General features: G+C 69.4%; 24 protein-coding genes and 1 pseudogene. 12 read left to right on the top strand and 13 right to left on the bottom strand.

Features of this window, described 5'->3' with window-relative positions; genetic code table 11:
- Positions 1 to 10: 10 nt before the first annotated feature.
- A complete protein-coding gene (locus ACIBJH_RS29650; protein WP_399119934.1) occupies positions 11 to 382 on the bottom strand; it encodes a GntR family transcriptional regulator in 372 nt (123 codons plus the stop codon).
- Positions 383 to 453: 71 nt separating this feature from the next.
- Here ACIBJH_RS29650 and ACIBJH_RS29645 point away from each other — a divergent pair, with 71 nt between their 5' ends.
- Positions 454 to 1,383, top strand: coding sequence for a GNAT family N-acetyltransferase (locus tag ACIBJH_RS29645; RefSeq protein WP_399119933.1), 930 nt, complete (start codon positions 454 to 456; stop codon positions 1,381 to 1,383).
- Entirely contained in the window at positions 1,364 to 1,864 is a 501-nt protein-coding gene (locus tag ACIBJH_RS29640) for a DUF402 domain-containing protein (RefSeq protein ID WP_399119932.1), read from the top strand. The genes ACIBJH_RS29645 and ACIBJH_RS29640 overlap by 20 nt, the downstream gene beginning before the upstream one ends.
- Positions 1,865 to 1,871: 7 nt before the next feature.
- Here ACIBJH_RS29640 and ACIBJH_RS29635 read toward each other — a convergent pair whose 3' ends face one another.
- On the bottom strand, positions 1,872 to 2,471 hold the full coding sequence (locus ACIBJH_RS29635; protein WP_399119931.1) for a class I SAM-dependent methyltransferase: 600 nt from the start codon (positions 2,469 to 2,471) through the stop codon (positions 1,872 to 1,874).
- 135 nt (positions 2,472 to 2,606) lie between these two features.
- Between ACIBJH_RS29635 and ACIBJH_RS29630 the strand changes: the two genes are divergently transcribed.
- Positions 2,607 to 2,741, top strand: coding sequence for a hypothetical protein (locus ACIBJH_RS29630; RefSeq protein ID WP_267930306.1), 135 nt, complete (start codon positions 2,607 to 2,609; stop codon positions 2,739 to 2,741).
- Positions 2,742 to 2,749: 8 nt separating this feature from the next.
- Here the strand turns inward: ACIBJH_RS29630 and ACIBJH_RS29625 are convergent, their stop codons facing one another.
- Complete coding sequence (locus ACIBJH_RS29625) at positions 2,750 to 3,196, bottom strand: GNAT family N-acetyltransferase (protein ID WP_399119930.1); 447 nt, start codon at positions 3,194 to 3,196, stop codon at positions 2,750 to 2,752.
- The gene (locus ACIBJH_RS29620) at positions 3,193 to 3,549 is read right to left on the bottom strand and encodes a cupin domain-containing protein (RefSeq protein WP_399119928.1); all 357 of its coding nucleotides are present in this window, start codon (positions 3,547 to 3,549) and stop codon (positions 3,193 to 3,195) included. The genes ACIBJH_RS29625 and ACIBJH_RS29620 overlap by 4 nt, the downstream gene beginning before the upstream one ends.
- Positions 3,550 to 3,742: 193 nt before the next feature.
- Here ACIBJH_RS29620 and ACIBJH_RS29615 point away from each other — a divergent pair, with 193 nt between their 5' ends.
- Complete coding sequence (locus tag ACIBJH_RS29615; protein WP_399119927.1) at positions 3,743 to 4,753, top strand: lytic polysaccharide monooxygenase; 1,011 nt, start codon at positions 3,743 to 3,745, stop codon at positions 4,751 to 4,753.
- Between the two features lie 72 nt (positions 4,754 to 4,825).
- On the opposite strand, the gene ACIBJH_RS29610 is transcribed toward ACIBJH_RS29615, so the two are convergent.
- Positions 4,826 to 5,683, bottom strand: a complete 858-nt coding sequence (locus ACIBJH_RS29610; protein WP_399119926.1) for an esterase/lipase family protein — start codon at positions 5,681 to 5,683, stop codon at positions 4,826 to 4,828.
- Between the two features lie 146 nt (positions 5,684 to 5,829).
- Positions 5,830 to 6,276 (bottom strand): MarR family winged helix-turn-helix transcriptional regulator, encoded by a 447-nt coding sequence (locus ACIBJH_RS29605; RefSeq protein WP_399119925.1) that lies wholly within the window; start codon positions 6,274 to 6,276, stop codon positions 5,830 to 5,832.
- Between the two features lie 94 nt (positions 6,277 to 6,370).
- Between ACIBJH_RS29605 and ACIBJH_RS29600 the strand changes: the two genes are divergently transcribed.
- The gene (locus tag ACIBJH_RS29600; RefSeq protein WP_399119924.1) at positions 6,371 to 6,745 is read left to right on the top strand and encodes a cupin domain-containing protein; all 375 of its coding nucleotides are present in this window, start codon (positions 6,371 to 6,373) and stop codon (positions 6,743 to 6,745) included.
- Positions 6,746 to 6,838: 93 nt separating this feature from the next.
- On the opposite strand, the gene ACIBJH_RS29595 is transcribed toward ACIBJH_RS29600, so the two are convergent.
- The 3 genes from ACIBJH_RS29595 to ACIBJH_RS29585 form a co-directional block, all read right to left on the bottom strand.
- Positions 6,839 to 7,048, bottom strand: coding sequence for a hypothetical protein (locus ACIBJH_RS29595; RefSeq protein WP_399119923.1), 210 nt, complete (start codon positions 7,046 to 7,048; stop codon positions 6,839 to 6,841).
- A gap of 321 nt (positions 7,049 to 7,369) precedes the next feature.
- Positions 7,370 to 8,353, bottom strand: a complete 984-nt coding sequence (locus ACIBJH_RS29590) for a DNA polymerase thumb domain-containing protein (RefSeq protein WP_399119922.1) — start codon at positions 8,351 to 8,353, stop codon at positions 7,370 to 7,372.
- On the bottom strand, positions 8,350 to 11,802 hold the full coding sequence (locus ACIBJH_RS29585; protein ID WP_399119921.1) for a DNA polymerase III subunit alpha: 3,453 nt from the start codon (positions 11,800 to 11,802) through the stop codon (positions 8,350 to 8,352). Before ACIBJH_RS29585 ends, ACIBJH_RS29590 begins: the two co-directional genes overlap by 4 nt.
- A 196-nt stretch (positions 11,803 to 11,998) precedes the next feature.
- Here ACIBJH_RS29585 and ACIBJH_RS29580 point away from each other — a divergent pair.
- From ACIBJH_RS29580 to ACIBJH_RS29550, 7 genes and pseudogenes are all read left to right on the top strand, one after another.
- Positions 11,999 to 12,547: pseudogene (locus ACIBJH_RS29580) on the top strand (DDE-type integrase/transposase/recombinase); the annotation flags it as partial.
- Between the two features lie 189 nt (positions 12,548 to 12,736).
- Positions 12,737 to 14,077, top strand: coding sequence for a PLP-dependent aminotransferase family protein (locus ACIBJH_RS29575; protein ID WP_399119920.1), 1,341 nt, complete (start codon positions 12,737 to 12,739; stop codon positions 14,075 to 14,077).
- A 52-nt stretch (positions 14,078 to 14,129) separates the two neighbouring features.
- The gene (dpgA, locus tag ACIBJH_RS29570) at positions 14,130 to 15,284 is read left to right on the top strand and encodes a 3,5-dihydroxyphenylacetyl-CoA synthase DpgA (RefSeq protein WP_399119919.1); all 1,155 of its coding nucleotides are present in this window, start codon (positions 14,130 to 14,132) and stop codon (positions 15,282 to 15,284) included.
- A gap of 23 nt (positions 15,285 to 15,307) precedes the next feature.
- Positions 15,308 to 16,006 carry an enoyl-CoA-hydratase DpgB gene (gene dpgB / locus ACIBJH_RS29565; RefSeq protein ID WP_399119918.1) on the top strand — a complete coding sequence of 233 codons (699 nt, stop codon included), beginning with the start codon at positions 15,308 to 15,310 and terminating at the stop codon, positions 16,004 to 16,006.
- Positions 16,003 to 17,361 carry a (3,5-dihydroxyphenyl)acetyl-CoA 1,2-dioxygenase DpgC gene (gene dpgC / locus ACIBJH_RS29560; RefSeq protein ID WP_399119917.1) on the top strand — a complete coding sequence of 453 codons (1,359 nt, stop codon included), beginning with the start codon at positions 16,003 to 16,005 and terminating at the stop codon, positions 17,359 to 17,361. Before dpgB ends, dpgC begins: the two co-directional genes overlap by 4 nt.
- Positions 17,358 to 18,164, top strand: coding sequence for an enoyl-CoA-hydratase DpgD (dpgD, locus tag ACIBJH_RS29555; RefSeq protein WP_399119916.1), 807 nt, complete (start codon positions 17,358 to 17,360; stop codon positions 18,162 to 18,164). Before dpgC ends, dpgD begins: the two co-directional genes overlap by 4 nt.
- Positions 18,165 to 18,226: 62 nt before the next feature.
- The gene (locus ACIBJH_RS29550; RefSeq protein ID WP_399119915.1) at positions 18,227 to 18,874 is read left to right on the top strand and encodes a histidine phosphatase family protein; all 648 of its coding nucleotides are present in this window, start codon (positions 18,227 to 18,229) and stop codon (positions 18,872 to 18,874) included.
- Between the two features lie 78 nt (positions 18,875 to 18,952).
- On the opposite strand, the gene ACIBJH_RS29545 is transcribed toward ACIBJH_RS29550, so the two are convergent.
- The 4 genes from ACIBJH_RS29545 to ACIBJH_RS29530 all read right to left on the bottom strand — a co-directional run.
- Complete coding sequence (locus tag ACIBJH_RS29545; RefSeq protein WP_399119914.1) at positions 18,953 to 20,254, bottom strand: cysteate synthase; 1,302 nt, start codon at positions 20,252 to 20,254, stop codon at positions 18,953 to 18,955.
- Positions 20,255 to 20,375: 121 nt separating this feature from the next.
- Positions 20,376 to 21,524 (bottom strand): alpha-hydroxy acid oxidase, encoded by a 1,149-nt coding sequence (locus ACIBJH_RS29540; protein ID WP_399119913.1) that lies wholly within the window; start codon positions 21,522 to 21,524, stop codon positions 20,376 to 20,378.
- Positions 21,521 to 22,642, bottom strand: coding sequence for a 4-hydroxyphenylpyruvate dioxygenase (gene hppD / locus ACIBJH_RS29535; RefSeq protein WP_399119912.1), 1,122 nt, complete (start codon positions 22,640 to 22,642; stop codon positions 21,521 to 21,523). Before hppD ends, ACIBJH_RS29540 begins: the two co-directional genes overlap by 4 nt.
- 221 nt (positions 22,643 to 22,863) lie before the next feature.
- Positions 22,864 to 24,348 (bottom strand): alpha/beta fold hydrolase (locus tag ACIBJH_RS29530; RefSeq protein ID WP_399119911.1); only part of this gene is annotated, 1,485 nt, incomplete at its 5' end.

Genomic DNA, 24,348 nt, shown 5'->3' with positions numbered 1-24,348 from the left:
CGAACTCCCCTCAACCCGCCCCGTAAGCCGCCCGCAGGGCATCCCCTACGGCGGCCAGCGCGTCGGACTCCGTGAGGCCGAGCCGTCGTACCCGCTCCGCATAAGCCTGCGCAGCGAGCGCCGCCTCCCGCTCCGCCGCCGAGCCCGCGGCAGCGATCAGCGTTCCGTTGCGGCCCCGCGTCTCGATCACGCCGTCCGTCTCCAGCGCCCGGTACGCCTTGGCGACGGTGTTCGCGGCGAGGCCGAGCGACTCCGCCAGTCCCCGTACCGTGGGCAGCCGGTGGCCGACCGGCAGCGCTCCGGACCGGGCCTGCTCCGAGATCTGGGCGCGGATCTGCTCGTAGGGCGCGGCACTGTCATCGATGTGGATCTTCAAGGTCACGGCCCGATTGTCCCGCACCCACCGGAAAATGAGAGGCACTACGGCGCGGCTCCGCCGTAGCGTGCGAGTCCATGACCGTGATCGCGCGCGACCTCGACCCCCGCGTCCGAGCCGACCTGGACGGCTTCGTCCGGGTCCGCCGCCTCGCGCTCCCCTACATGCTGTTCACCCCGGAGTCCGTCGCCTTCGACATCGCCCACGCGCACTCGGAGGCCCGGCTGCGCAGGCTGGTCGCGGAGGAGGACGGCGAGATCATCGGCACGGCGCAGGTGGGCATCGCCTACGACAGCCCGGAACCGGGCCAGGGCTTCGTCAACGTGTATGTGCACCCGGGGCGGACGCGCCGGGGCGCGGGCACGCTCCTGGTCCGCGCCGCCGAGGAGCACCTGGCCGCCGAGGGCGCGGTCCGGCTCTACGCCTGGGTCCTGGACGCGCCGGACAACCGCGCCTTCGCCGAGCGGTTCGGCTACACGGCGAGCCGCTCCGCGCACTTCCTGCGGCTTGACCTGGCACATGGCACCCTGCCTCCGCTCCAGGACCTCCCACCGGGCGTCGAGATCCGCCCGGGCTCGGACTTCGCCGACGACCCGCACCCGCTGTTCGAGCTGGACGCGGAGGCGATGCTGGACGAACCCAGCGACATCGACACCGAGTTCACCGACTACGAGGTCTGGCTGGACGAGAACTGGCGAAACCCCCTCTTCAGCCCGGAGTTGACGTCCGTCGCCCTCGTCGACGGACGCCCGGCGGCCTTCAGCGCGGCCCGCACGGACGGCGGCTTCCGCTACGGCACCGTCATGACCGGCACCGCCCGCGCGCACCGCGGCCGGGGTCTGGCCAAGCTCGCCAAGAACGACTCCCTGCACCGCGCCCGCGCCGCCGGATTCACGGAGGCGTTCACCGGCAACGACGCCGGGAACGGGCCGATGCTCGCGATCAACAAGTGGTTCGGCTATGAGACCTGCGCTACGGAGGTGCGGTATGTCCGTGAACTCGCCTGATTCCGCTCGCCAGTTGGACGTCGTCCTCGTCAAGGCGGGCCGTACGAAGATCCGTTATGCGGCGGAGCTGCTCTTCGATGACGGCACCCGCCTCGCCGTCCGGGCCCCGTGGGCGGGTGACGGCGTCCGCGACTTCGGCTTCGTGCGCTTCGAGCGCGGTGACGTGTTCACCGAGTACTACTGGCGGGACCGCTGGTACGCGGTGAAGGAAGTCCGGGACGGTGGCGGGAGGTTGAAGGGCTGGTACTGCGACATCACCCGCCCCGCGACCCGCTCCGGCGCCGAACTCGTCGTGGAGGACCTCGACTTGGACCTGTGGCTGTCCGCCGACGGCAGGGACGTACGGCGGCTGGACGAGGACGAGTTCGCGGCGAGCGGGCTGGCCGGCTCGGATCCCGTGGCCGCGGCGGCGGCCGTGGCGGCGCTCGACGAGCTGGAGGGGCTGGCCCGTGCGGGCGGGTTCGCCGCGCTGCTGCGGTGAGGTCCGGTCACTCCATGGCGACCACCGCGTACCGCTCGTCGGTCACGGTCTTCCCCCACAGCAGGGGGTCGTCCGACAGCCGCTCCACGCGCACGTGCCCGGCGACGGGCGCCAGGAGCTCGGCGAGCCGGTCGGCGGGTATGCCGACCGGGCTCACCGTCCCCCAGCGGCCCTCGATCAGCACCAGCCGTCCTCCGGGCCGCAGCAGGCCGCGCCAGTGGCGCAGGACCCGGGCGGTGTCGGGCAGCGCCCACAGCACGTGGCGTACCAGGACGACGTCGTAGCGCTGCTCGCCCACCGGAGGGGCCGCCGCGTCACCGAGCAGGAACGCCGCGTCGCGGCCGGCCAGCTTCGCGCGGGCGAGGTCCACCATCGCCGGGGAGAGGTCGACGCCGGTGACACGGTGTCCCTGCTCGGCCGCGAGGAGCGACAGGGTGCCGGTGCCGCAGCCGAGGTCGAGGACATCGGCCGCGGCGGCGGGCAGCCAGCCGCGCAGCCGGTCCGCCCAGGCCCGCCGGACCGCCGGGTCGCGCAGGCCGTGATCAGGCTCTTCGTCGAAGGTCGGGGCCTCCGCGTCCCAGTCCACGTTCGCTTCAAGTTCACTCATGCGCCCAGCGTGACACCCGCCACTGACAGTCCCATCGTGACAGCCGCCACAGACAGACCCGCTTCGATGAGTCACCCTCCCGGGAACGGTCCACCTCGTGAGAACACGAACCCGGGTGGACACAAGGAGGCAGCCATGCGCCGCGTAACCGTGCAGAAGCCCCTGAAGAAGTCGGACACCCGTCGGGTACGGGACGAGACCGACGAGCGCCCTGTGGAGCGCCCCGAGGTCCGAAAGGACATCGCCCGCACGTGGTGGCCGGACGGCTGAGCCCGCGGTCAGTCCAGCGGCTTGCGGTAGTGGATGCGGTCGTACGGCCCGTCCGTGCGCCGCTCGACGACCTCGTAGCCGAACCTCGGGTAGATCTGCTGGTTCTCCCACATCAGCGCGTTCGTGTAGAGCCTGACCTCGGGCAGGCCGAGCGCACGCGCGCGTGCCTCGACGAATTCCAGCAGCCGCCGTCCCACCCCCGTGCCGTGCGCGTCGGGGTGGACGGCGATGCTGTCGAGGAACAGATGATCGGCGCGCTCCTCGATCACCACGAGGCCGATCACGGGGTCCCCCGTCACGAAGACGCGCCCGGCGGCCACATTCGCCGTGTGGTCCGCCTCCATGGGCTGCGGCACCACACCGATGCGCGCGATGTAGTGGCCGTACGCCATGTCGGTCACGGCCTTCACGGCCGGTACGTCGATGGGGACGGCCGCGCGAACGCCGGTGGTCACGGGCGGTGCCCGGCGTTGTGCGTGCTCATCACCAGCATCCGGACACCCTCCGTGCTCGTCCACGGTCCGTGTTCCATGTCCGGGTGGCGGTAGGCGTACATGCCCGCGGTGAAGGTCTCGCCGAGGCGCAGGTCGGTGAGGTCGCCTTCGAGGATGTACACCTCCTCGAAGTAGTCGTGCCGGACGGAGCCCTGGGCGCTGGTGTCCGTTCCGGGCTCGTAGTGCTGGAGCACGGTGGAGTCCCCGGAGACCGGGTCCACGGCCAGCTCCTGCTCCCACACTCCGGCGGGCGCCCCGGCCGGCCGCCGCCAGGCCGCCTCGGGGCGATGGAACTCCGACTGCGGTCTGCTCATCTGCGACACCTCTCCGCCCTCACGCCACCCACCCCTCCCTGAGCCCTCGGTTAGCCCTGCCTTAACACGACCATAAGGATCTCCTTCCCCCGTCTCCAGTAAGCGATTTCGCGGTTTCCACGGGCTAGCTTCTGATCACCCCACGGGATCCGTCCCCCGCGCCGCGAACCGTTCGAGGAGTTGGAGTTCCGCCATGCTCGCACGCCGCAAGGCCGCCGCTGTCGCCGTCCTCGGCATGGCTCCCCTCGTCCTGACCGCGCTCGCCGCGGCGCCCGCGGTGGCCCACGGTTCGATGGGGGACCCGGTCAGCCGGGTCGCGCAGTGCTACGCGGAGGGACCGGAGAACCCGAAGTCGGCCGCGTGCAAGGCGGCGGTCGCGGCCGGTGGCACCCAGGCGCTCTACGACTGGAACGGCATCCGCATCGGCGACGCCAACGGGCAGCACCAGGCGCTGATCCCGGACGGCAAACTGTGCAGCGCGAACAACGCGGAGTTCAAGGGCCTCGACCTGGCCCGCGCGGACTGGCCGACGACCAGCGTGAGCAGCGGCTCGTACACCTTCAAGTACCGCGTGACCGCACCGCACAGGGGCACTTTCAAGGTGTACCTCACCAAGTCCGGCTACGACCCCGCGCAGCCGCTCGCCTGGGCCGACCTGGACCTGGAGCACCCGGTCGCGACGGCCGCCGACCCGGTCGCCTCGGGCGGCTTCTACACCTTCTCCGGCACCCTCCCCCAGCGCTCGGGCAAGCAGCTCCTGTACACGATCTGGCAGCGCTCGGACAGCCCGGAGGCGTTCTACTCCTGCTCGGACGTCAGCTTCGGCGCGAGCGGTGCGGGCTCCAACGGCGGTGGGTCATCGAGCAGTTCGGCACCTGCCCCGGCCACCCCGACCACTCCCGCGCCCTCCGCCTCCGCCCCGTCCGACGAGCAGATCGTGGCCGGTGCCGACAAGTCGACCGTGGAACACGACGGCCACGGGGACGCGGACGCGAGCACCTCGGCGGAGCCGGTCGCCGCCACGGAACAGGCCAACGGGCCCCAACCCGCGGGCAGTTCGCAGAGGCTGGCGGCGACCGGCAGCAACGACAGCTCGCCGCTTCTCGTCATCGGCGGCGCGGCCTCCCTGGCGCTCGGCGCCGCGGCCCTGTTCGCCTCGGTCCGCCGCCGCGCGACCAACGGCGGTGGACGGCACGGCCGTTAGTACGGCCGTCCAGGGGGCGGGGTCTGTCCGGCGGCTCAGGTCGGACAGACCCCGCGGTGTGCGAATCGGCTGTCAGCTCAGTGCCGACAGGCAGTTGGTGGTGGTGGCGTGCGCCGGATCGAGGGCGTTGGCGACCTCGTGGAAGGCGATCCGGTCCGACAGCCCGAGCAGCGCGTGCTCGGAGAGGTCGAGTGAACACAGGTTCTGGATCAGCACGTTGTGCACGTCGGATCCGCTGAGGAACTGGCTCTTGTACGGCGTGACGACCTCGTCGTACTTGGTGGCGATGACCGTGTAGTGGACGCCGGGGACGGTGTCGCCGCCCGCGTTCAGCTTGGTGAGGAAGGCCGAGCCGGCGATCTGGTCGGCGAGGGCGGGGGTGGTCGAGGAGATCACGTCCTCGGCGCCGGGGAAGTACGGCAGGAGTTTGGTGAGGCCGTCCAGGGTGGTGCCGTGGTTGTCGGGCGCGATACCGACGAAGGTGTCCACCTTGGCGGCACCGCCGAGGAACTTGAGGTAGTAGCGGGGCATCATGCCGCCCTGCGAGTGGCCGACGAGGTCGACCTTGGCGGCGCCGGTCGCGGCGAGCACCGTGTCGACGTACGTCTGGAGTTGTGCTGCCGACTTGTCGATGGGGCCGAGGCCGTGGACGAGGGGGACGCCTGGGAGTTGGCCGTAGTCGAGGGAGAAGACGCAGTAGCCGCGGGCCTCCAGGTACGGCGCGAGAACCAGCCAGTTGTCGGTGCTGTTGGCGAACGTTCCGTGTACGAGGACGACCGGGTCGGGGTGGGCGGCGGAGGGCTTGCACGTGTAATCGTTCCAGCCGGTGCTCGGGGCGCTCGCTGCATGCGCGGCGGTGGGGAGAGCGGCGACCGCGGCGGTCAGGAGCAGTGCGGTCAGGGGTCTGAGCACTCGTTTCCAGGGCAGCATCGTGTGATCTCCTTGCGGCTCAAGGGAGTTGCGACGGCCTTACGCCCTGTGATCCGGATCACAAGAATGCTGTTCTCTCATCAAGTTACGGGCGAGTAGGTGAAGCGTGAAGTTACGCGTCAGTAAAAACTTCCAGTGATAACCAGTCACCAGGTCGGCCTGATGGGACCGTAGGGCGCAATACGCACCAAACGGTCACACAACACGCGCACTTCACTCTCGCCCAGCAGTTCGACCCACGGCCGCACGGCGTCGGCGGCGGCCTCCTCCGCCGCGCGCGTGCAGGCCCAGCCGCGCTCGGTCAGCACGATCAGCCGGGCGCGCGCGTCGACGGGATGCGGGCGCCGCTCGACGTAGCCCTTGCGCACGAGTTCGTCGACGAGCTGACTCGCCGCCTGCTTGGTCACCCCGAGATGGGCGGCGAGATCGGTGACCGTCGCACCGTCCGGGGCCAGACGCACGAAGGCGAACCCGTGCGCGGGCCGCACCCCCTCGAAGCCACGGGCGACGACGCCCTCATGGATGCGCTGCGTGAGCCCACCGGCGACAGCGAGCACGGCGGCGGACAGGGCGATGGCCTCGGAGTTCTGCACGGAGGCATTGAAACACCCTTGACGAACCGGTCAAGCAGCTTGACCATGGAGCCACATAGTCAAGCAACTTGACCATCTTGAGGGAGGCCCACTCATGCCCATCGTCCGCTCGACCGAAGCCGTCACTCACGAGATCCACGGCGCCCGCTTCGTCTCGTACGCCCGTCCCGACAGCGGCAGCAAGGAGTTGTGCGCCTGGCGCGGCGAGATCCCGGCCGGCACCAAGGCGCCCCTGCACACCGTCAACCGCGAGGAGATCCTGCACATCCTCGAAGGCGAACTGGTCATCACGCTCGACGGCCGCACCGACCGGGTCGGCGCGGGCGACACGCTGATCATCAACCCCGGGTCGACCTTCGGCGCCGAGAACCCCACCGACCGCGCCGTGATCACCTGGGTCACCACGTCCATCGGGCTGGAGGCGGAACTGGCCGACGGCACGCACATCGTTCCGCCGTGGGCCAACTGACGCATGGACGGGGAGAGTTCAGTCACATGTGAACGATCGGACCGCTCGGTTCGCCGCTCCCGGGACGGCCCTCGTGGAACATGAGGGCAGCGATCACAGCGCCTGCGGCGAACGGGCGGCCGACCACCAGTAGGCGGTCGAGTAGCTGTACAGGTGGGCCAGGGCCAGGGTGGCCCAGGTGGGCGCCTTACCGACGGGGAGCAGGGCGATGCCGATGGCACCGCCAACCTGCTGCATCGCGTTGACCGCCGGGGAGCCGACATCCGCGTCCTCGACGCCGATCCCGTGGATGGACAGACTCATCGCGGGCGGCAGCGGCAGGCCGATCCGGGCCAGACCGGCGGCCGACGTCAGCAGGCCCAGGGGGACGAGGATCCTGGGCCCGCCCCTTCGGCAGCAGCCCGCTGATCGACCATCAATATCTGGCTCGCGCGACGTAAAAGCCGTGAAGAGGGATTCGGCCGGCTACGGGCCGCCTTCGTCGAGGCACTCGCGGCTCGCAGCGTACAAGGAGATGCCGTACGCCATCCGTCGTCGACGCTCTGATGCCCGGCCGAAGAAAAGGTGCGGCTATCGGAAGCGCTGCGGGACATCCAGGCCGACCTCTCTTATCACCTCGCGTGGTCACGCGACATGGAATGCCGCCGCTCCTGCCGGCTGTACCGCCTGCGCGCCAAACCGGTCCCGGGCGCGATCGGCGGCGGCCTCGATACGGCGAGCTTTCTCGTCGGTCGGTTCGAAGAGCAGTTGACGGGAAGCCCGTTCGGCGGAAATCAAGTTCTCCGCCCGCAGAGAGACGGTACGGACACGGGCGCGCTGAAGAGCGAGTCGGTCATGGAGGTCGTGAGCGAGTGCTGTCAGGGAGCGTGTGTGGGCGGTGGGTTCGCGCAGCTTGCGGGTGCGAGTTGTTGTCGAGCGGTCTGCGTAGCGGATGGTGAGAGTGAGGGCACAGGCCACCTGGGACTCGCCACGCAGTCGTAGGCCGAGGCGGTCGGTGAGCGCGAGCAGGGCGGCATGCTGCCGGTCCCGGTCCAACTCGTCCTGGGCAAAGCGGTGTTCGACGCTCATCGAGCGGGATGGAGCCAAAGGGATCACTGGCGTCGGATCGAGGCCACGGGCCGCGTCGTGAAGGTGGTGCCCGACAGTGACGCCCAGGATGCGCTGCAGCGTGCCGAGGGGTGCGGCGGCGATCCTGCCGACGCTGTCCAGGCCGTACGAGGACAGGGTGCGGGTGGTCGCCGGTCCCACGCCTTGCAGGGCGGCGGTGGGTTTCTTCGCGAGGAAGGCGGTGACCGTGTCGATGTCGTCGGGCAGGGTGCGGACTGCCGAGGGCGGGCCGTCGGCCGCAACCATGCGGGCAAGCATCGGGTTTGCAGCGATGCCGACCGTGGAGCGGAGCCCATAGAGCCCACCAGTGCGCGCTCGGATGCGCTCGGCCAGTGCCGTGGCGTCCGTGCCGAAGTAACACAGGCTGCCGGAGACGTCGGCCAGTGCAGCATCCGGGGGCAGCGCCTGCACCAGGGGGGTGTACTCGGTCAGCAGGGCGAGAAGACGGCTGTAGAGCTGCTCGTCCCGCAGATCGTGGAAGTGGATGTAAAGGATGTTCACCCTGCGCTCCCGGGACTCTGGTGCCATAGCTTGCGGCTCTGTTTGATGGCCTCGCCGGGCGGTTGCAGATCCGCCCAGGGATGCAGTGCGTAACCAGTTTCCAGTTGGAGGCTGCGGCTGCCTGCGGCTCTGCCCTGCGGTGAATCGGCCTGGGTGAGTCGTTCCGTCACCGCCGACAGGCCGCCTTCGCGGCGCAGTTCGGCCAGTTCGGTGAGGTCCCAGGCGGCGGAGCCGGTCACCGACAGCGCCTTTCCGCTGCCTCCGCCACGGCGCTGCACCACTCCGCGCACGAGCAGCAACCAGGAATGGAAGACGGTGTGCGCGCAGGCCTCGTGGCTGTCCTCGAAGAACGCGCAGTCCACCAGCCCTGTCGTGTCGTCGAGCGTGGTGAAGATGACGCGTTTGCCGGAGCGGACCGGCGGGGTCTGAACGGCTCCTTTCGCCCCGGCGACCAGCACTACCTGGCCGTGCGGCAGGTCTTTCAGCCGCTTCGCGGAGACGACACCGAGTTCTTCCAGCAACTCCCGGTGATCACCCATGAGATGGCGGGAGGTATCCATACCGAGCACCCCGAGTTCGGCTCCGAGCCGCTCGGCATCGTCCAGGTCGGGCAGGCCGAGGGGGGCGACCGTACTGGCCTCCCCCAGCGTCAACTGCCCCTGCGCGGAGCGCTGTAGGCCGTGATGCAGCTCGGCGAGGTGCAGCAGCAGGTCACGGCGGTTGCGGCCGAAAGTGTCCAACGCGCCGACCTGGGCGAGGCGTTCGGCGACGGGCCGGGACGGCCGGGCCCGAGAAGCGAAGTCCTGGAGCGAGCTGTAGGGGCGTCCCGCGACGATCCGCGACGCCTCGATCTCACTCATCCCGCGCACGTCACAAAGAGCGAGCCGGATCCCGTGAACGGGCCGACCACTCTCCATATCAGACACCAGTTCGATTCGATAGGCGGCGTCTGACGCATTTACATCCAGCGGCAGGATCGGTACGCCCCACCTCCGGGCATCCGCGAGCAGCAGTCGCTTCGGATACATCCCCGGATCATGCGTAAGGAGCCCGGCATAGAAGGCGGCCGGATGATGAGCCTTCAGCCACGCTGACTGATACGAGGGCACCGCGAAGGCCACCGCGTGCGCCTTGCAGAAGCCGTATGCCCCGAACGCCTCGACGATCTTCCAGGTCCGCTCGACGACCTCCTCCTCGTACCCCCGTCCGCGAGCCTCCCGCGCGAACCACGCCCGCACTCGTCCGATCTGGTCCGCATTGGACAGCGCCCGCCGCGTGTAGTCGCCGAAGGCCAGGGTGCAGCCGGTCATGACCGACAGGATCTTGATGATCTGCTCATGGAAGACCACCACGCCGCATGTCTCCCGCAACGCGGGCTCCAGGTCCGGGTGCGGGCAGCGGGGTGCCTGGCGCCCGTGCCTGGCCTTGATGAACGGATCGACCATGTTGGCCGCGACTGGTCCTGGCCTGAACAACGAGATGTCGACGACGAGATCATGGAAGGTTTCGGGCTGCAGCCGGGCGATCAGGTCGCGCTGGCCCGGTGACTCGGTCTGGAAGCAGCCCAGGGTCTGCGAGGACTTGATCAGCTGAAATGTCTTCGGGTCGGCCGGCGGTACCTGGGCGGCGTCGTCCAGGTCGATGCGATGCCCGTCGGCCCGCTCGATCTCGGCGACGGCGTGCGCCATGGCGGACTGCATGCGTACGCCGAGTACGTCGAGCTTGAGCAGCCCGAGGTCCTCCACGTCCTCCTTGTCGAACTGGGACATCGGGAAGCCCTCACCACTGGTTGGCATGACGGGGGTGCGGCGCAGCAGCGTGACGTCGGAGAGCAGGACACCGCATGGGTGCATGGCGATGCCGCGCGGGAGTGCGTCCAAGGCCTCGACCAGGTCCCACATGTGCGGGCCGTACGACTCCGGATCGATGCCGCGCAGCTCCGGCAGCTCCTGCAGGGCGGTACGCGCGTCCCTGGCCCGGATATGCGGAAACGATTTTGCAAGCCGGTCCACCTCGGCCGGATCCAGACCGAGAGCAAGGCCGACATCGCGCACGGCGTGCCGCACCCGATAGGTCTCCGGCATGGACACGGTAGCCACCCGCTCCGGTCCGAAACGGTCGATGATCGCCCGGTAGACCTCCAGGCGACGGGCGGACTCCACGTCGATGTCGATGTCGGGCAGTTCCGTGCGCCGGTCGGACAGGAAACGCTCCATGAGCAGACCGTGCTCGACGGGATCGGCGGTGGCGACTCCGAGGAGATGGTTGACCAGGGAACCCGCGCCGGAGCCGCGGGCGGCGACCCGGATACCGAGTCCGCGGGTGTCGGCGACGACCTGGGCGACGGTGAGGAAGTACGAGGCATATCCCAGCCGTTCGATCAGGCGCAGCTCGTCATCGAGACGCTCCCAGCGGCGGCGGTCGTGGTCGTAGCGGTGCAGCAGCATGGCGGCGGCGCACTTCGAACGCAGCACCCGCTCGGGAGTGCGCCGGTGAGCGCCGACGAGTTCCGGCTCGGGAAAATGCACACGCCCGAGCCCCAGGTCGTTCTCGGGGTCGACACGGCATGCGGCGGCGGTCTCCTCGGTGACCTCAAGCAGCCTGCGTACGGTGTTCGCGCCGTACCCTGCGGCTTCGGCGACCCGCTCGGCGATGCGCGCCATGTCCGTTGCCGGCTTGAGCCACCGCTCGCCACAGTCGCGCTCGCCGCGCGGATCGATCGGCACCAGGCGGCGCGCGGAGTCCAGGACGTCCGCGACCGGGCCCTGGCCGGGGTCGGCATAACGTACGGCATTGCTCAGGACGGGCGTGATCCGCTGATCGACGGCGAAGCCGAGGGTACGAGCCGCGAGCCGCAGCGAACCGAAGCCGGTGCCGCCGCGGCCGTGGCAGACGACCTCGACGCGAAGCGCCGCGTCCTCGTAGCACTCCCGCCAGGGCGCGAGCAGCTGGGCGGCGCGGTCCGGCCGCCCTGCGGCCAGGGCGCGACCGACGTCCGATGCGGGACCGAGCAGCACGGTGAGGTGCTCCCCGCCGAGGGCACTCCAGGGCAGTAGGGGACGCCCGCCTCCCGCGGTGTCCGTGTGCGCGGCACTCACCAGCCGGCACAGCTCGGCCCAGCCGCGGGCCCCGTCCCGGGCAAGGAAGACCACGCGCTGGGCCGATTCGTCGACGAAGGCGCCGCCGCGAGCCGGTGCGCGTCGCCGCTCCGTGCGTCCGGCCGCTTCGGAGGGCGCCTCCACCGCGAGATCCACTCCGAACAGGGGGCGGACACCGGCCAGGCCCGCGGCCTTGGCGAAGCGGACGGCACCGCCGAGAGTGTCCCGGTCGGTCAGGGCGACCGCGTCCATTCCCCGCTCGGCGGTCCGTTCCGCAAGCCGCTCGGGGTGCGAGGCACCGTACCGCAGGGAGAACCCGGAGACGGCGTGTAGATGCGTAAAACCGCGCATCTGGACAACCTCGCCACTGACTGCTCCCTAGGTCCCCTTTTCCACTCCGGTCCCTCCGGGGCGATGTCACCACCCTAAACCAGTATCGAACGTTTATGCGATCGGATGCCCCCTCACCTGCGGGAGCAGGGCTCACGTGACCAGTGGCAAGACCAACTGGCGAGCCGCTTCCAGTTCGTCGATGATCATCACTGCCGGCATCGTCGGCGCGTATCTGCGCGAGAAGGTCACCACCACGGCGCCCGCCGTGAACGCGGCCCAGGTCCCCGGCCTCCTGCTGCGGCACGATTTCTCCGCGAGCGAACCGAACACCAGGCACGTCGGCGACATCACCTGCCTGCCCGTCGGCCACGGCCAATTCCTTTACCTGGCCACGGTGTTGGGCCTCTGCTCGAAACGGGTCAGCAGGCTGGGCGGTCGCCGATCACATGCGCACAGAGCTGGTCACCGACGTACTCGAAGCCGCCGCCCGCACCCGCGGCGTCGACCCGGCGTGGGCGGTCTTCCACAGCGACGACGGAGCCCGGTACGCCTCGATGGGCTTCGCGAAGGCATGCCGCGAACTCCCCGCGGTCCGCTCTCGCAGAGCAGTCGGGACAAGCGCGGACAACGCCGCTGCGGCAAGCTCCAACGCGGCCCTGGAACGGGAGACTCCGCAGGACCGGAAACGCCGGCCAGGAGTACGTGAGGCCCATTTCGCGGTCTTCCGCGGATCACCCGCCACGACACCAGGAGGAGGCATTCAGCAAACAGTGTCCACGGCTCAGAGGGAAGGCTCCACCCTCGCGATGCTCGCCGCCAGCACCGGACGACGCGGATGATCAGAAATCTCTAGGCCGCCGAGTCGCATACTGGTAGCCTTCCGAAAAAATCTTGTTCCTACGAGATCACAATCGGGCGGCCGGCCTGATGGCCGCCTGGCGGAGGTACCTGCGTGGCAGCAGATCATCTGTTAAAGGAGGAGCTGCACGCCAGCATCTCCGATCCGGTGCTCGACACGATGAACTTCCTGAACGGGATCACGCACCGCTATCCGGAGGCGATTTCATTCGCTCCGGGCCGCCCATACGACGGATTCTTCGACGTAGAAGAGATATTCGGGCACATACGCCGCTATCTGGACCACCTTGCCGAGAACGGTCGCTCCCCCGGCGAGATACGCGACGCGGTCTTCCAGTACGGTCCCACGCACGGCCAGATCCGGGAGCTGATCGCCGACTCGCTCCTCAAGGACGAGAACATCGACGTGCCGCCCGAGGCCATCGTCGTCACGGTCGGCTGCCAGGAGGCCATGCTCCTGACGCTGCGGGCCCTCTTCGCGAGCCGCGACGACGTACTGCTGGTGGCGAGCCCCTGTTACGTGGGGATCACCGGAGCCGCACGCCTCCTTGACATCGAGCTCACCCCCGTCGAAGAGCGGGCCGACGGCCTGCGGTGCGCCGATGTAGAGGCCTCAATCCGGGCCGAGCGGGCCCGCGGACGCCGCCCCCGGGCGCTCTACGTGGTCCCCGACCATTCGAATCCGTCCGGCGTCACGCTCTCGCTGGAAGCACGCGGAGAGCTCCTTGAGCTCGCCGCCCGCGAGGACATTCTCCTGCTGGAGGACAGCCCGTACCGGATGGTCAGCCCCGGCCGCCAGGTGCCCACGCTCAAGTCCCTCGACCGCGACCGCCGCGTCGTCCACCTCGGCTCGTACTCCAAAACACTGTTTCCGGGCGCACGGGTGGGGTTCGCCATCGCGGACCAGGTCGTCGTCGACCGGGACGGCTCCACGGGGCTGCTGGTGGACGAGATCACCAAGATCAAGAGCATGGTGACGGTGAACACGTCCGCGCTCGGCCAGGCCGCCGTGGGTGGAATGCTGCTGGCAGCCGGCGGCCGCACCGCGGACATCAACGTCGAGACGTCCCGCTATTACGGCGATGCGATGCAGGCCATTCTGCGAGAACTCGACGAGGCCTTCCCCCAGGACGAGCAAACCGCGCTCGGCGTCCGCTGGAACCGGCCCACCGGTGGATTCTTCCTCACCATGGACGTGCCGTTCCGAGTGGACAACTCCGCCCTGGAACGTTCGGCGGAGGAATACGGCGTCATCTGGACGCCCATGTCCTACTTCTATCCCCAGGGCGGCGGAGCCAACAGCATCCGACTGTCCATCAGCTACCTGACCCCGTCCGAGATCACGGACGGCGTCAAGCGCCTGGCGCGGTTCATCAGGGATGAAACCGCTGCCCAGGTTCCGTTACAACCCACAGGGAAACCGACAAATTGCTGACCATGCACACACCGATTCGCAGTAAGCCGCGAATGTGGGGGTGGACCTTCCGATGACCATATCGGTGAACCCTCCGTATACCGGATTCCCCCAACCTTCCAAGGCACCACCCGTCCGTACACTTACCGCACCCCGTATCGCGGGCGTCGCCACAGCGGTGACCGATACCTCGTACACCCAGCACGAATTACTCGACATATTCGAGATATCGGATCCCAAGGTCCGGTCCGTCTTCCTCAACAGCGCCATCGAAAGACGCTTCCTCTCCCTGCCTCCGCGGGACCCGAACGGCACCTGCCTCCCCGAGGCGCAGGGCGCGCTGCTCGACAAACACAAGAGACTCGCCCTCGACATGGGGGTTCGAGCCATCCAGAAGTGCCTGGCCGACACCGGCATCGACCCGCACGAGGTCGACTACCTGTGCGTGACGACCACCACGGGCTTCCTCACTCCCGGCCTGAGCGCCCTATTGATCCGCTCCTTGGGACTCCGCCCACAGACGAGCCGCGTGGACGTCGTGGGCATGGGCTGCAACGCCGGACTCAACGCCCTCCAGGCAACCGCCAGTTGGGCCACCGCGCATCCCGGCCGGGTGGCCGTCATGCTGTGCGTGGAAGCCTGCTCCGCCGCCTACGTGATCGACGCGAGCATGCGGACCGCCGTCGTCAACAGCCTCTTCGGGGACGGAGCGGCCGCTGTGGCCCTGGTCGCCGACCGGGCCGAGTCCGATCCCCCGGCACCTCCCGGTGTCCCACGCGGGTTCGACGGTCCGCGGATCCTGGGCTTCTCCAGCCACCTCATCACGGACGCGATCGAGGCCATGCGCTACGACTGGGACGACGCACAGGGCAAGTTCAGCTTCTACCTGGACCCGCAGGTGCCCTATGTCGTGGGCGCCCACGCGGAGCGGGTCGTCGACCGCCTGCTGTCCGAGGCGGGCCTCCGCCGTTCCGACATCGGCCACTGGCTCGTGCACTCCGGCGGGAAGAAGGTCATCGACGCCGTACGGGTCAACCTCGGCCTCACCCGTCACGACGTGCGACACACCACCAGTGTCCTGCGCGACTACGGCAATCTCTCCAGCGGTTCGTTCCTGTTCTCCTACAAGCGGCTGCTCCGGGAAGACGTGGTCACGGCGGGCGAGTACGGCGCCCTGATGACCATGGGCCCTGGCTCAACCATAGAAACCGCGCTCGTCCAATGGTGAAAGAGCAGCAGGTGAAGGAAACCATGACCGAAGCAAGCACCACCTACGCGACCTTCGACCACGCGACAGCGACCCTCACCGTCGACGGCCGCCTGCCCCTGTCCTCCGCCACTGTCGACGCCGTCACCAGAGCCTGTGACAGCGCCGAGGACGAGCGCACCGCCCACCGACTGACCATCCGCGTCTCGGGCGTCCCCGTCATGCGTCAGGCCGACGGGGTGACGGTTTCCCTGGTGAGCAAGTGGGAGCGCGCGCTGCGGCGCCTGGAACGCCTGCCCACACCGACCATCGCGGTCGCGGAGGGGCCGTGCGGCGGCCTCGCGCTCGACCTCTTGTTCTGCGCCGACCACCGCATCGCCAACGGCGCCGCAAGCCTCGTGATGGCGGTCGAGAACGGAGCGACCTGGCCAGGCATGACGCTGTACCGGCTCGGCAGGTCCCACGCCGGCGCCGCTGCGGTCCGCCGTGCCGTGCTCTTCGGCACCCCTATCGGCGCCCGGGAGGCACTGGCCCTGCAACTGGTCGACGTACTGGCCGACGACGTCGAGGGCGCGCTCGCGGCAGCCGTCGGATCCACCGCGTCGGTCCGGGGAGCGGAGCTGGCCATCCGCCGCCAACTCCTCTTCGACGCCGCGACCACGAGCTTCGAGGAGGCCCTCGGTGCCCATCTCGCGGCGTGCGACCGGGCGCTCCTGAAGACCTCCGCCGAGGCGGCCGTATGACCGTCGGCCAGGTCCTGCCCCGATCGCACGGTGACCTGCCGGCAGGGCCGGCCGATCTGGGCACGGCCCGGCTCTCGCTGACGCGTACAGCGGCGGCCGCCGAAACCCTGTTGGCCGGCCTGGGCGACCCGGTGCACCGGTCACCGCAGCAGCGCGCCGAGGCCGCAGCGGCGGTCGACGCCACCAGGGCGCTGCGCATCGCGTTCATGGACGCACACGCGGAAGCGGTCTACGACGAACTCACCGAACGCCGGTCCAGTCACCTGCGGCTCGCGGAACTCGCCCGGACGGCTGCCGTGCGGTTCCCCGGTCTCGTACCGACCGAGGAACAGTTGGCGGCCGAACGCGGCAGGGCCCAGTCGCACAAGGAGGGCCACGAGATCGACCAAGGCATCTTCTTCAGTCGCGTGCTGCGCTCCCCGTCGGCCGGAGCACATCTGCTGGACGCGATGCTGCGCCCCACCCCCGGCGCCCTGGCGCTGCTGCCCGAGTTCACCAAGACCGGCAAGACGGAGCTGCGGTCCGTGACGGTGGAGCGCACTGGTGCCGTCACCCACCTGACCATGTGCCGCGACGACTCGCTGAACGCGGAGGACGACCAGCAGGTCGACGACATGGAGACGGCGGTCGACCTCGTCCTCCTTGACCCGGCCACGGAGGTCGGTGTGCTGCGGGGAGGCGTCATGTCGCATCCCCGCTACCGCGGGCGACGGGTCTTCAGCGCCGGCATCAACCTCAAGGCGCTGCACGGTGGTGGCATCTCGCTCGTCGACTTCCTGCTGCGGCGTGAGCTCGGGTACCTCCACAAGCTGATCCGGGGCGTGGCGGTGGAGGGCGCGGCAGACTGGCGACGGCCCACCGTGGACAAGCCCTGGGTGGCCGTCGTGGACGGGTTCGCCATCGGCGGCGGCGCCCAGCTGCTCCTGCTCTTCGACCACGTCATCGCCGCCTCGGACGCCTACGTGAGCCTGCCTGCGGCACAGGAGGGCATCATCCCGGGTGTGGCCAACTTCAGGCTGACGCGTTCGGTCGGCCCCCGGCTGGCACGACAGGTCATCCTGGAAGGACGCCGCATCCACGCGAGTGAGCCGGCGGCCCGCCTACTCATCGACGAGGTGCACGAGCCGGCCGGGCTGGACGCGGCCGTTACCGCCGGCGCCGAACGCCTGCGCGGCTCCGCCGTCCTGGCGAACCGGCGCATGCTCAACCTGGCCGAGGAGCCGGTCGACCAGTTGCGTTCCTACCTGGCCGAGTTCGCGCTGCAACAGGCCCTGCGGCTGTACGACGCGGACGTGCTCGACAAGGTCGGCCGCTTCTCGGCGGCCTCGGCCGGGAAGGCGGGACCGGGCCGATGACCGGCGGCGAGGAGAGCGGGGTCCGGTACGAGAAGAAGGGGCACGTCGCGCACGTGACCCTGGACCGGCCCGCCGTGCTCAACGCGATGAACCGGCGCATGCACGAGGCGCTGGCGGAGGTCTGGGACGACGTCGAGGCCGACGACGACGTCCGGGTCGCGGTGCTGACCGGGACCGGGGACCGCGCCTTCTCCGTCGGCCAGGACCTGCGCGAGCGGGCCATCCTCGACCAGGAGGGGGTGCCTCCCTCGACGTTCGGCAGCCGGGGCCAGCCGGGCTGGCCCCGGCTGACCGAGCGCTTCGCGCTCTCCACACCGGTCATCGCTCGGGTCAACGGTTACGCCCTGGGCGGCGGCTTCGAGCTGGCCCTGGCCTGTGACTTGATCATCGCCTCCGACCGGGCGGTCTTCGCCCTGCCCGAGGCGACTCTCGGGCTGGTGCCCGGCGCGGGTGGGGCATTCCGGCTGGCCCGCCAGCTTCCGTTGAAGGCTGCCATGGGTTACCTGCTGACCGGCCGCCGTATGCCGGCGGCGGAGGCACTGCGGTTTGGACTGGTCAACGAGGTCGTTCCGGACGAGGAGCTCGACGAAGCAGTCAGTGCGTGGACGGAGGCCCTGCTGTGCAGCGCCCCGTTGGCGGTGCGCGCCATCAAGGAGGCCGTGATGCGTTCCGTGGACATGCCGCTGGAGCAGGCGTTCACCGAGGCCTTCCCGTGGGAGCAACGCCGCAGGCACAGTGCGGATGCCGTCGAGGGCCCGCGGGCCTTCACGGAGAAACGCCCGCCCGTATGGCAAGGGCGCTGAAACGTCCGCGCCGTCCGTTGTTCGGCCGAACACCGCACCCCTAGAAGGGATTTCATCGGAACATGGTTACCGCGAGCTCAAGAGGCCGCAGGATCGTGCTGTGGCGTCATGGTCAGACGGCCTGGAACCGGGAACAGCGCTTCCAGGGAACCATCGACATCGAACTGAACCCCGAGGGCGTGCGGGAGGCGCGGCGCGCGGCAAGGGTGTTGGCGGCCCTGGCCCCGGATGCCGTCATCACCTCCCGTCTGAAGCGTGCTGCCGCCACCGCACGGGAACTGTCCGCGCTGACACTCCGCCCGGCCGCCCCCGAGGAGGGATTGCGCGAGGCGTACACCGGCCGGTGGCAGGGACTCACCCACGACGAGATCGTGGCCGAGTACGGCGAGGAGTACGAGGCCTGGAAACAGGGTGAGCCCGTGCGGCGCGGAGGCGGCGAGCTGGACACCGAGGTGGCCGAGCGGGCGGTCGCCGTCGTGGAGCGCCATGCCGATCGGCTTCCGGACGGGGGGACGCTGGTCGTGGTGAGCCACGGCGGGACCATCCGCGCGACCGCCGGCCACGTCCTGCGGATGGATCCGGGACACTGGATGTCGCTGGCCGGCTTGTCCAACTGCCGTTGGCACGTACTGAGCGAAGAGTCGTCGGGGTGGCGACTCTCGGTACGCAACGCGGGGGCACCGCAGGAGGAGGAGTTCGGCGAGGGGTGACGGTGCCGCCGCGCCGTCTCCCCTCTGCTCGACTTGTGTGCCTGCGTGTGGTGCGTGCCTGCTTGCGGTACGTGCGGTCTAGTGGATCCGGTCCGGGAACAGTCCGGCGATCCGCGGCACAGTGCCTTCCACCGTCTCATCCTGGAGGTCGACGATCAGGGTCGGCTCCGCGTCGTACAGGGGATGGTCCTGCGCCAGCCGAGCCCGGCCGCCGCCCGTGACGTTCAGGAGTACGACCGCCTCCTCGGGGATCCGCCCGGCGGTGACCGCCTGGCGGAGCCCGGCGAGCGCCACGGCGGAGGCCGGCTCGATGTCGACGGACTCGGCCTTGCTGAAGACCTTCCTCTCGTACTCCGCCGCCTCCCGCTCGACGGTCAACATGTCGCCCGCGCTTTCGGTGAGCACGTCGTAGATGCCGGACCTGACGGCGTAGGGAGGGAAGCGGTTGGTCAGCTCGTCGGCGAAGACGGTTCTCGTCGCGGCCCGCGCGTCATCGGCGCTGCAGGTGCTGAGGTGGCGCGTCCCCGACTTCCAGGATTCGGCGAGCGGCGCGAACGACGCGTTCTGGCAGAGCAGGAGCCGCGGCAGGTCACTGCCGTAGCGACCCGTGGCCAGAAGCCGGGCCGCCGCCTCGTGGACCGCGATGGCGCCGGCTCCGCTGCCGACGGCTTGGACGTAGTGGTCGGGCATCCTGCCCATGGCTTCCACGCCCGCGTACAGGACCGTGGCCAGTCCGTCGCGCCGGCCGATGTTGCGAACGCCGCCCTCAGCCTGGAAGCCGGGGAGTGCGGCCACCGACTCGGCGAGGGCGATGGCGTCGGAGTAGTCGGCGCCGTCCAGCACGACCAGCTTCACCGCCGGGTCCAGTGGCGTACGGAGCCTCATCCTGGCCAGTCCGCGCCTGGGCACGACGAGGAGGCACGGGCGGCGGTACCGCGAGCAGACCGTGGCGAACGCTGCGGCGGTGTTGCCCGCGGAGGCCACCACCAGCACCGGCGGGTCGCTCGGCAGGCGCCCCAGGACCGCGTACGCCTCCAGTTCCTTGAAGGTCGCGGTTTCGAGGTGGGCCCCGCGCTCGGGCCAGTAGCCGTTGAAGGCGATCCAGAGGTTCGGCAGGCCGAGCTGGGTGCAGAGTTCCTCGCTCTGGAACACGACCGTGCGGGCCCGTGTCGGGAACGTCCGGGTGACCGGAAGCCAGTCCCGGTAGCGGAAGAGACCCTCGCAATCGGTCTTCGGCGCGAACTCCTTCACTAAGTAGTCGGACTGGAGCAGCGCCGGCCCATGATCACGACTGCACGACAGTGTCAGTCCGTCATCCATACCGCGCTGTCCGCATATCGGACAGAACACCGCGTAGTGGCGGCTCACTATTTGCTCCATTTCCGCATTCCTTTCTGAGGGCCCGCACTGACATGTCTTCCGGAGACTTATGGATCCGCCTGGGGTCCGCGCCCGGCAGCAGCCGGGCGCGGTGACGCGGAGGACACCTGACGGCCGGGGCTCAGCCGACCCCCCTGACGGTGCGGATCTCTCTGGCCGCCGCCACCCCATCGCAGCCCGCGAGGCCGAAGGCGTCGCGGAGTTCCTCCGCCAGGAGGTGCAGGACGCGCCCGACTCCCCGCTCTCCCGCCGCGGCGAGCCCCCACAGCACCGGCCGCCCCACGAGTACGGCGTCGGCTCCCAGCGCGAGGGCGCACAGCACGTCGATCCCGCTCCGGATCCCGCTGTCAAGCAGGACCCGGCAGTCGCTCCCCACCTCCTCGGCGACCGCATCGAGGGAGTCGATGGCGGCGATGGCACCGTCCAGCTGACGGCCGCCATGGTTGGACACCACGACGCCGTCCACCCCGGTGTCGGCGGCGCGCCGCGCGTCCTGTGGGTCGAGTACGCCCTTCAGAATGAGCGGCAGCCGGGTGCGCCGCCGCAGTTCCTCCACCTCGGCCCAGGTCAGCGAGGACGTGAACGCGGCCTGGGTGTGGGCTGCGACCGCGGATCCGGACGCCCGCGCCCGGTGGGCCTCGGAGGCCGATCCCCATGCCAGGTTGGCGGCCTCGACCCCGGGGGGCAGGACAAACCGGTTCCGGACGTCCCGCAGCCGGCGACCCATCCACGGCACGTCGACGGTGAGCATCAGCGCCGCGCATCCGGCGGCCTCCGCCCTCTCGACCAGCTCGAAAGTCGCCTTCCGGTCGCGCAGCCAGTACAGCTGGAACCAAACGGTGCCGCCGATCCCGGCGATGTCCTCGATCGGGCAGCTGCTCAGAGTGCTCGCGGTGAAGGGAATTCCCGCCGCCTTGGCCGCTCGCGCGCCGGCCAGCTCGCCCTCGGGGTGAACCAGGCCCTGGTAGGCGATGGGGGCGGTGGCCACCGGCATGGCCTGCTCCGCTCCGAACAGCGTGGTCTCCAGGGCGCAGTGCGCCACGTCCCGCAGGATGCGCGGGACGAGGGCGATCCGCCTCAGTGCCGCACGGTTGGCGGCCAGCGTCACCTCGGCGCCGCTGCCGCCGGCGAGAAAGTCCCACACGTCGGTGGGCAGGGCCTGCCGTGCCGCCCGCTCCAGGTCCTCCGTGCAGTGCACGTCCCGCTCGACGTCCCACGACGTATCGGACGATGCCGGCAAGCCGGCCGCGTCCTGCCCGGTGCGGTTCACAGCGGCTGATCCTGTTTCGCGATGCGCTCCATCTCCACTGCCTCGTAGAGGGCCTTGATGTTGGAGCTTCCGAAGGTCTCCGCCCCGCACCGCTCGATCACCTCGAAGAAGAGGGTGCGCCGCGGATGGGTGGAGCGCGCGAATATCTGGAAAAGCTGTCCGGCATGGTCCTCGTCGACGAGGATGTTCAGCGCGCGCAGGCTCACCAGGGAGTGCTTGCTCAGGGTGATGCGCTGCTCCAGGAGGGTGTAGTACGCGTTCGGGGTGACCAGGAACTCCACTCCCCGGCCGGTCAGCGCACCGACGGACCGGACCACGTCGTCTGCGGCGAAGGCCACGTGCTGCACACCGGATCCGACGTGGTTCTTGAGGAATTCGTCGATCTGACCGGGGTCCGCCTCAGGGTCGGGCTGAAGGATTGTGAAGGTCACTTCACCCGACCGGCTCTGGACCACCTTGGACAGCATCGCCTGAGTTCCCACTACGATCCGCTCCGCGAAGGTCTCGCTGAACCCGAACGACTTCCGGTACAGCTCCACCATCGGGTCCAGCTCGCCGACGTTCACGCACACGGCGAAGTGGTCGATCTTCAGGAGGCGGAGCCCATCCGCGGCAACCGCTTCCGCGACCGTGGGCCGGTCAGCGCCGGGAATCGGCCGGAAGTCGGCGGGCAGGCCGGCGCTCTTCCCTTTACGCCGCTGCACCAGGGTGTGCACCACATCGCCGAAGCCGGACACCGTCGCGCTGACCGCGACGTCGCCCTCCGCGTGCTCCACGGGTTCCGCGAGCGCCCGTGCGCCATTCTCCACAGCCTGGCCGAACGCCGTACGTACGTCCCGCGTGCGCAGGGCGATGTTCGCGATGCCATCACCGTGGGCGAGCACATAGTCGGAGGCGGGATGCTGTTCGCCCGTCGCCTCCGTCAATACGAGCCTTATCACGCCCTGACACATCACCGCGGCCCGGAATCCCTGCTCCGGGGATCCGCCCGCCGCGACCTCCACGAACCCGTAGGAGTCACGCCACAGAGCGATCTGCGCGTCCAGGTCGCGGACGTACATCTCCACATAGTCCAGCTCGAAGTCGTCGACAACTGTGTTCACCAAGGAAGACGTCACGGAAACTCCAGTTCTCTTGCGTGGCGAGAAAGCATTGGAAAGAAAGAGAAAGGACAAAACACTCTCGATTTCAGATCGCCCCCTGCACAGGCGCAGGCAAAGGCGCAGGCACGGTCTGCAGGGGGGGTCGCCGGGGCACCTGACACGGCCCGCGGGGATCGTGCGAGAGACAGGGCGGCGTCACGTGACGGAAACGCGCCCGCCCTGTCCCTTCCAGCTGATCAGAAGGCGCCGGGGTCTTTTCCTGGCTGCAGCCGGTTCCGGAGTACACGGCCGATGTGCGCAAGCGGCTCGGGCTGCATCATGGCGACGTGATCACATTCAATCACGTGTTCGTCAACTCCGCCTGAAACATGGGGAGTCCACGCCTCGCTACCGGACATCGGCATCGGATTGTTGACGCCTGCGCGGAAGAAGACGAGGCCCCCGTCCACCGCGCCCGGGGTCAGCGAACGGGCTAGCTCGCGGTTGTTCTCGACCACGGCGATCAGGCCCGCGACCTTGTCCTCATCGACGTCGAGGCTCTGGGCCACTTCACCGATCTGGTCCGCGGCATAGGCCTCCAGCAGGCTGGAGAACCCTTCGGCGTCATCGCCTCCGGCGGCTTCGTCGGGAAGGGTCAGACCGGCGGCCTCGGCGAGGGCCCGGATGAGGCCCTGCCGGTCGCCGTCCGTGTCGGGTACCTGCGACGTCGGGTAGGCATCGACGACCGCGAGGAGGCCGACCTCCTGCTGTTGCCTCTGGAGCTCTTCGGCCACCGCGTGCGCGACGAGTCCACCGAAGGACCATCCCAGGAGGCGGTAAGGCCCCACGGGCTGGACGGAGCGGATGAGCTGCGCGTACTCGACGACCATCTCCTTGACGGTGGCAGCGGGCTTTCCTCCGCCCACTCCCCTGGACTGGAGACCGTAGATCGGCACATCAGCCGGCAACTCCCTGATCAGGCCCGAATAGCACCAGCTCAGACCTACCACGGGGTGCACGCAGAAGAGCGGGTCACCCGCGCCCTGGCGACGCAGGGGGAACAGGGCGTCGAAGGGATCCGTGACGTCAACTTCATCAAGCCGGTCGATCAGGCCGGCCACCGTCGGCGCCTCGAACAGCGACCGGATGCTCACCTCGACCCCGAGGACGGAACGGATCCGGCTCACCAGACGGGTCGCCAGCAGCGAATGACCACCGAGATCGAAGAAGCCGTCGTCGATGGAAACAGCGCTGACGCCGAGGACCTCGGCGAACAGACCGCAGAGCAGTTCCTCCCGCGGTGTCCGGGGAGCCCGCCCTGCCGCATCCGACACATACTCCGGGGCGGGCAGCGCCTTCCGGTCCAGCTTCCCGTTCAACGTCAACGGCAAGGAGTCGAGCGTGACGAAAGCCGACGGCACCATGTACTCCGGCAACCGCTCCCCTACGAACCCACGCAGCACCGCCGCGTCGACAGCACCACCGTCAGCAGGCACCACATACGCGACCAGGCGCTTGTCGCCCGGCGTGTCCTCCCGCACCACGACCGCCGTCTGAGCCACCTGCCCGTGCCCCGCCAGGACGGCTTCCACCTCACCCGGCTCGATACGGAAACCCCGCACCTTCACCTGCGCATCCGCACGCCCCAGGAACTCCAGGACCCCGTCCGCGTTCCAGCGCACCACATCCCCGGTCCGGTACATCCGCGAACCAGACACCACCGCGAACGGATCCGCGACAAA

Source organism: Streptomyces sp. NPDC050548 (assembly GCF_044457385.1).
Taxonomy (GTDB): Bacteria; Actinomycetota; Actinomycetes; order Streptomycetales; family Streptomycetaceae; genus Streptomyces.
This window is presented reverse-complemented; position numbering and strand designations above follow the sequence as displayed.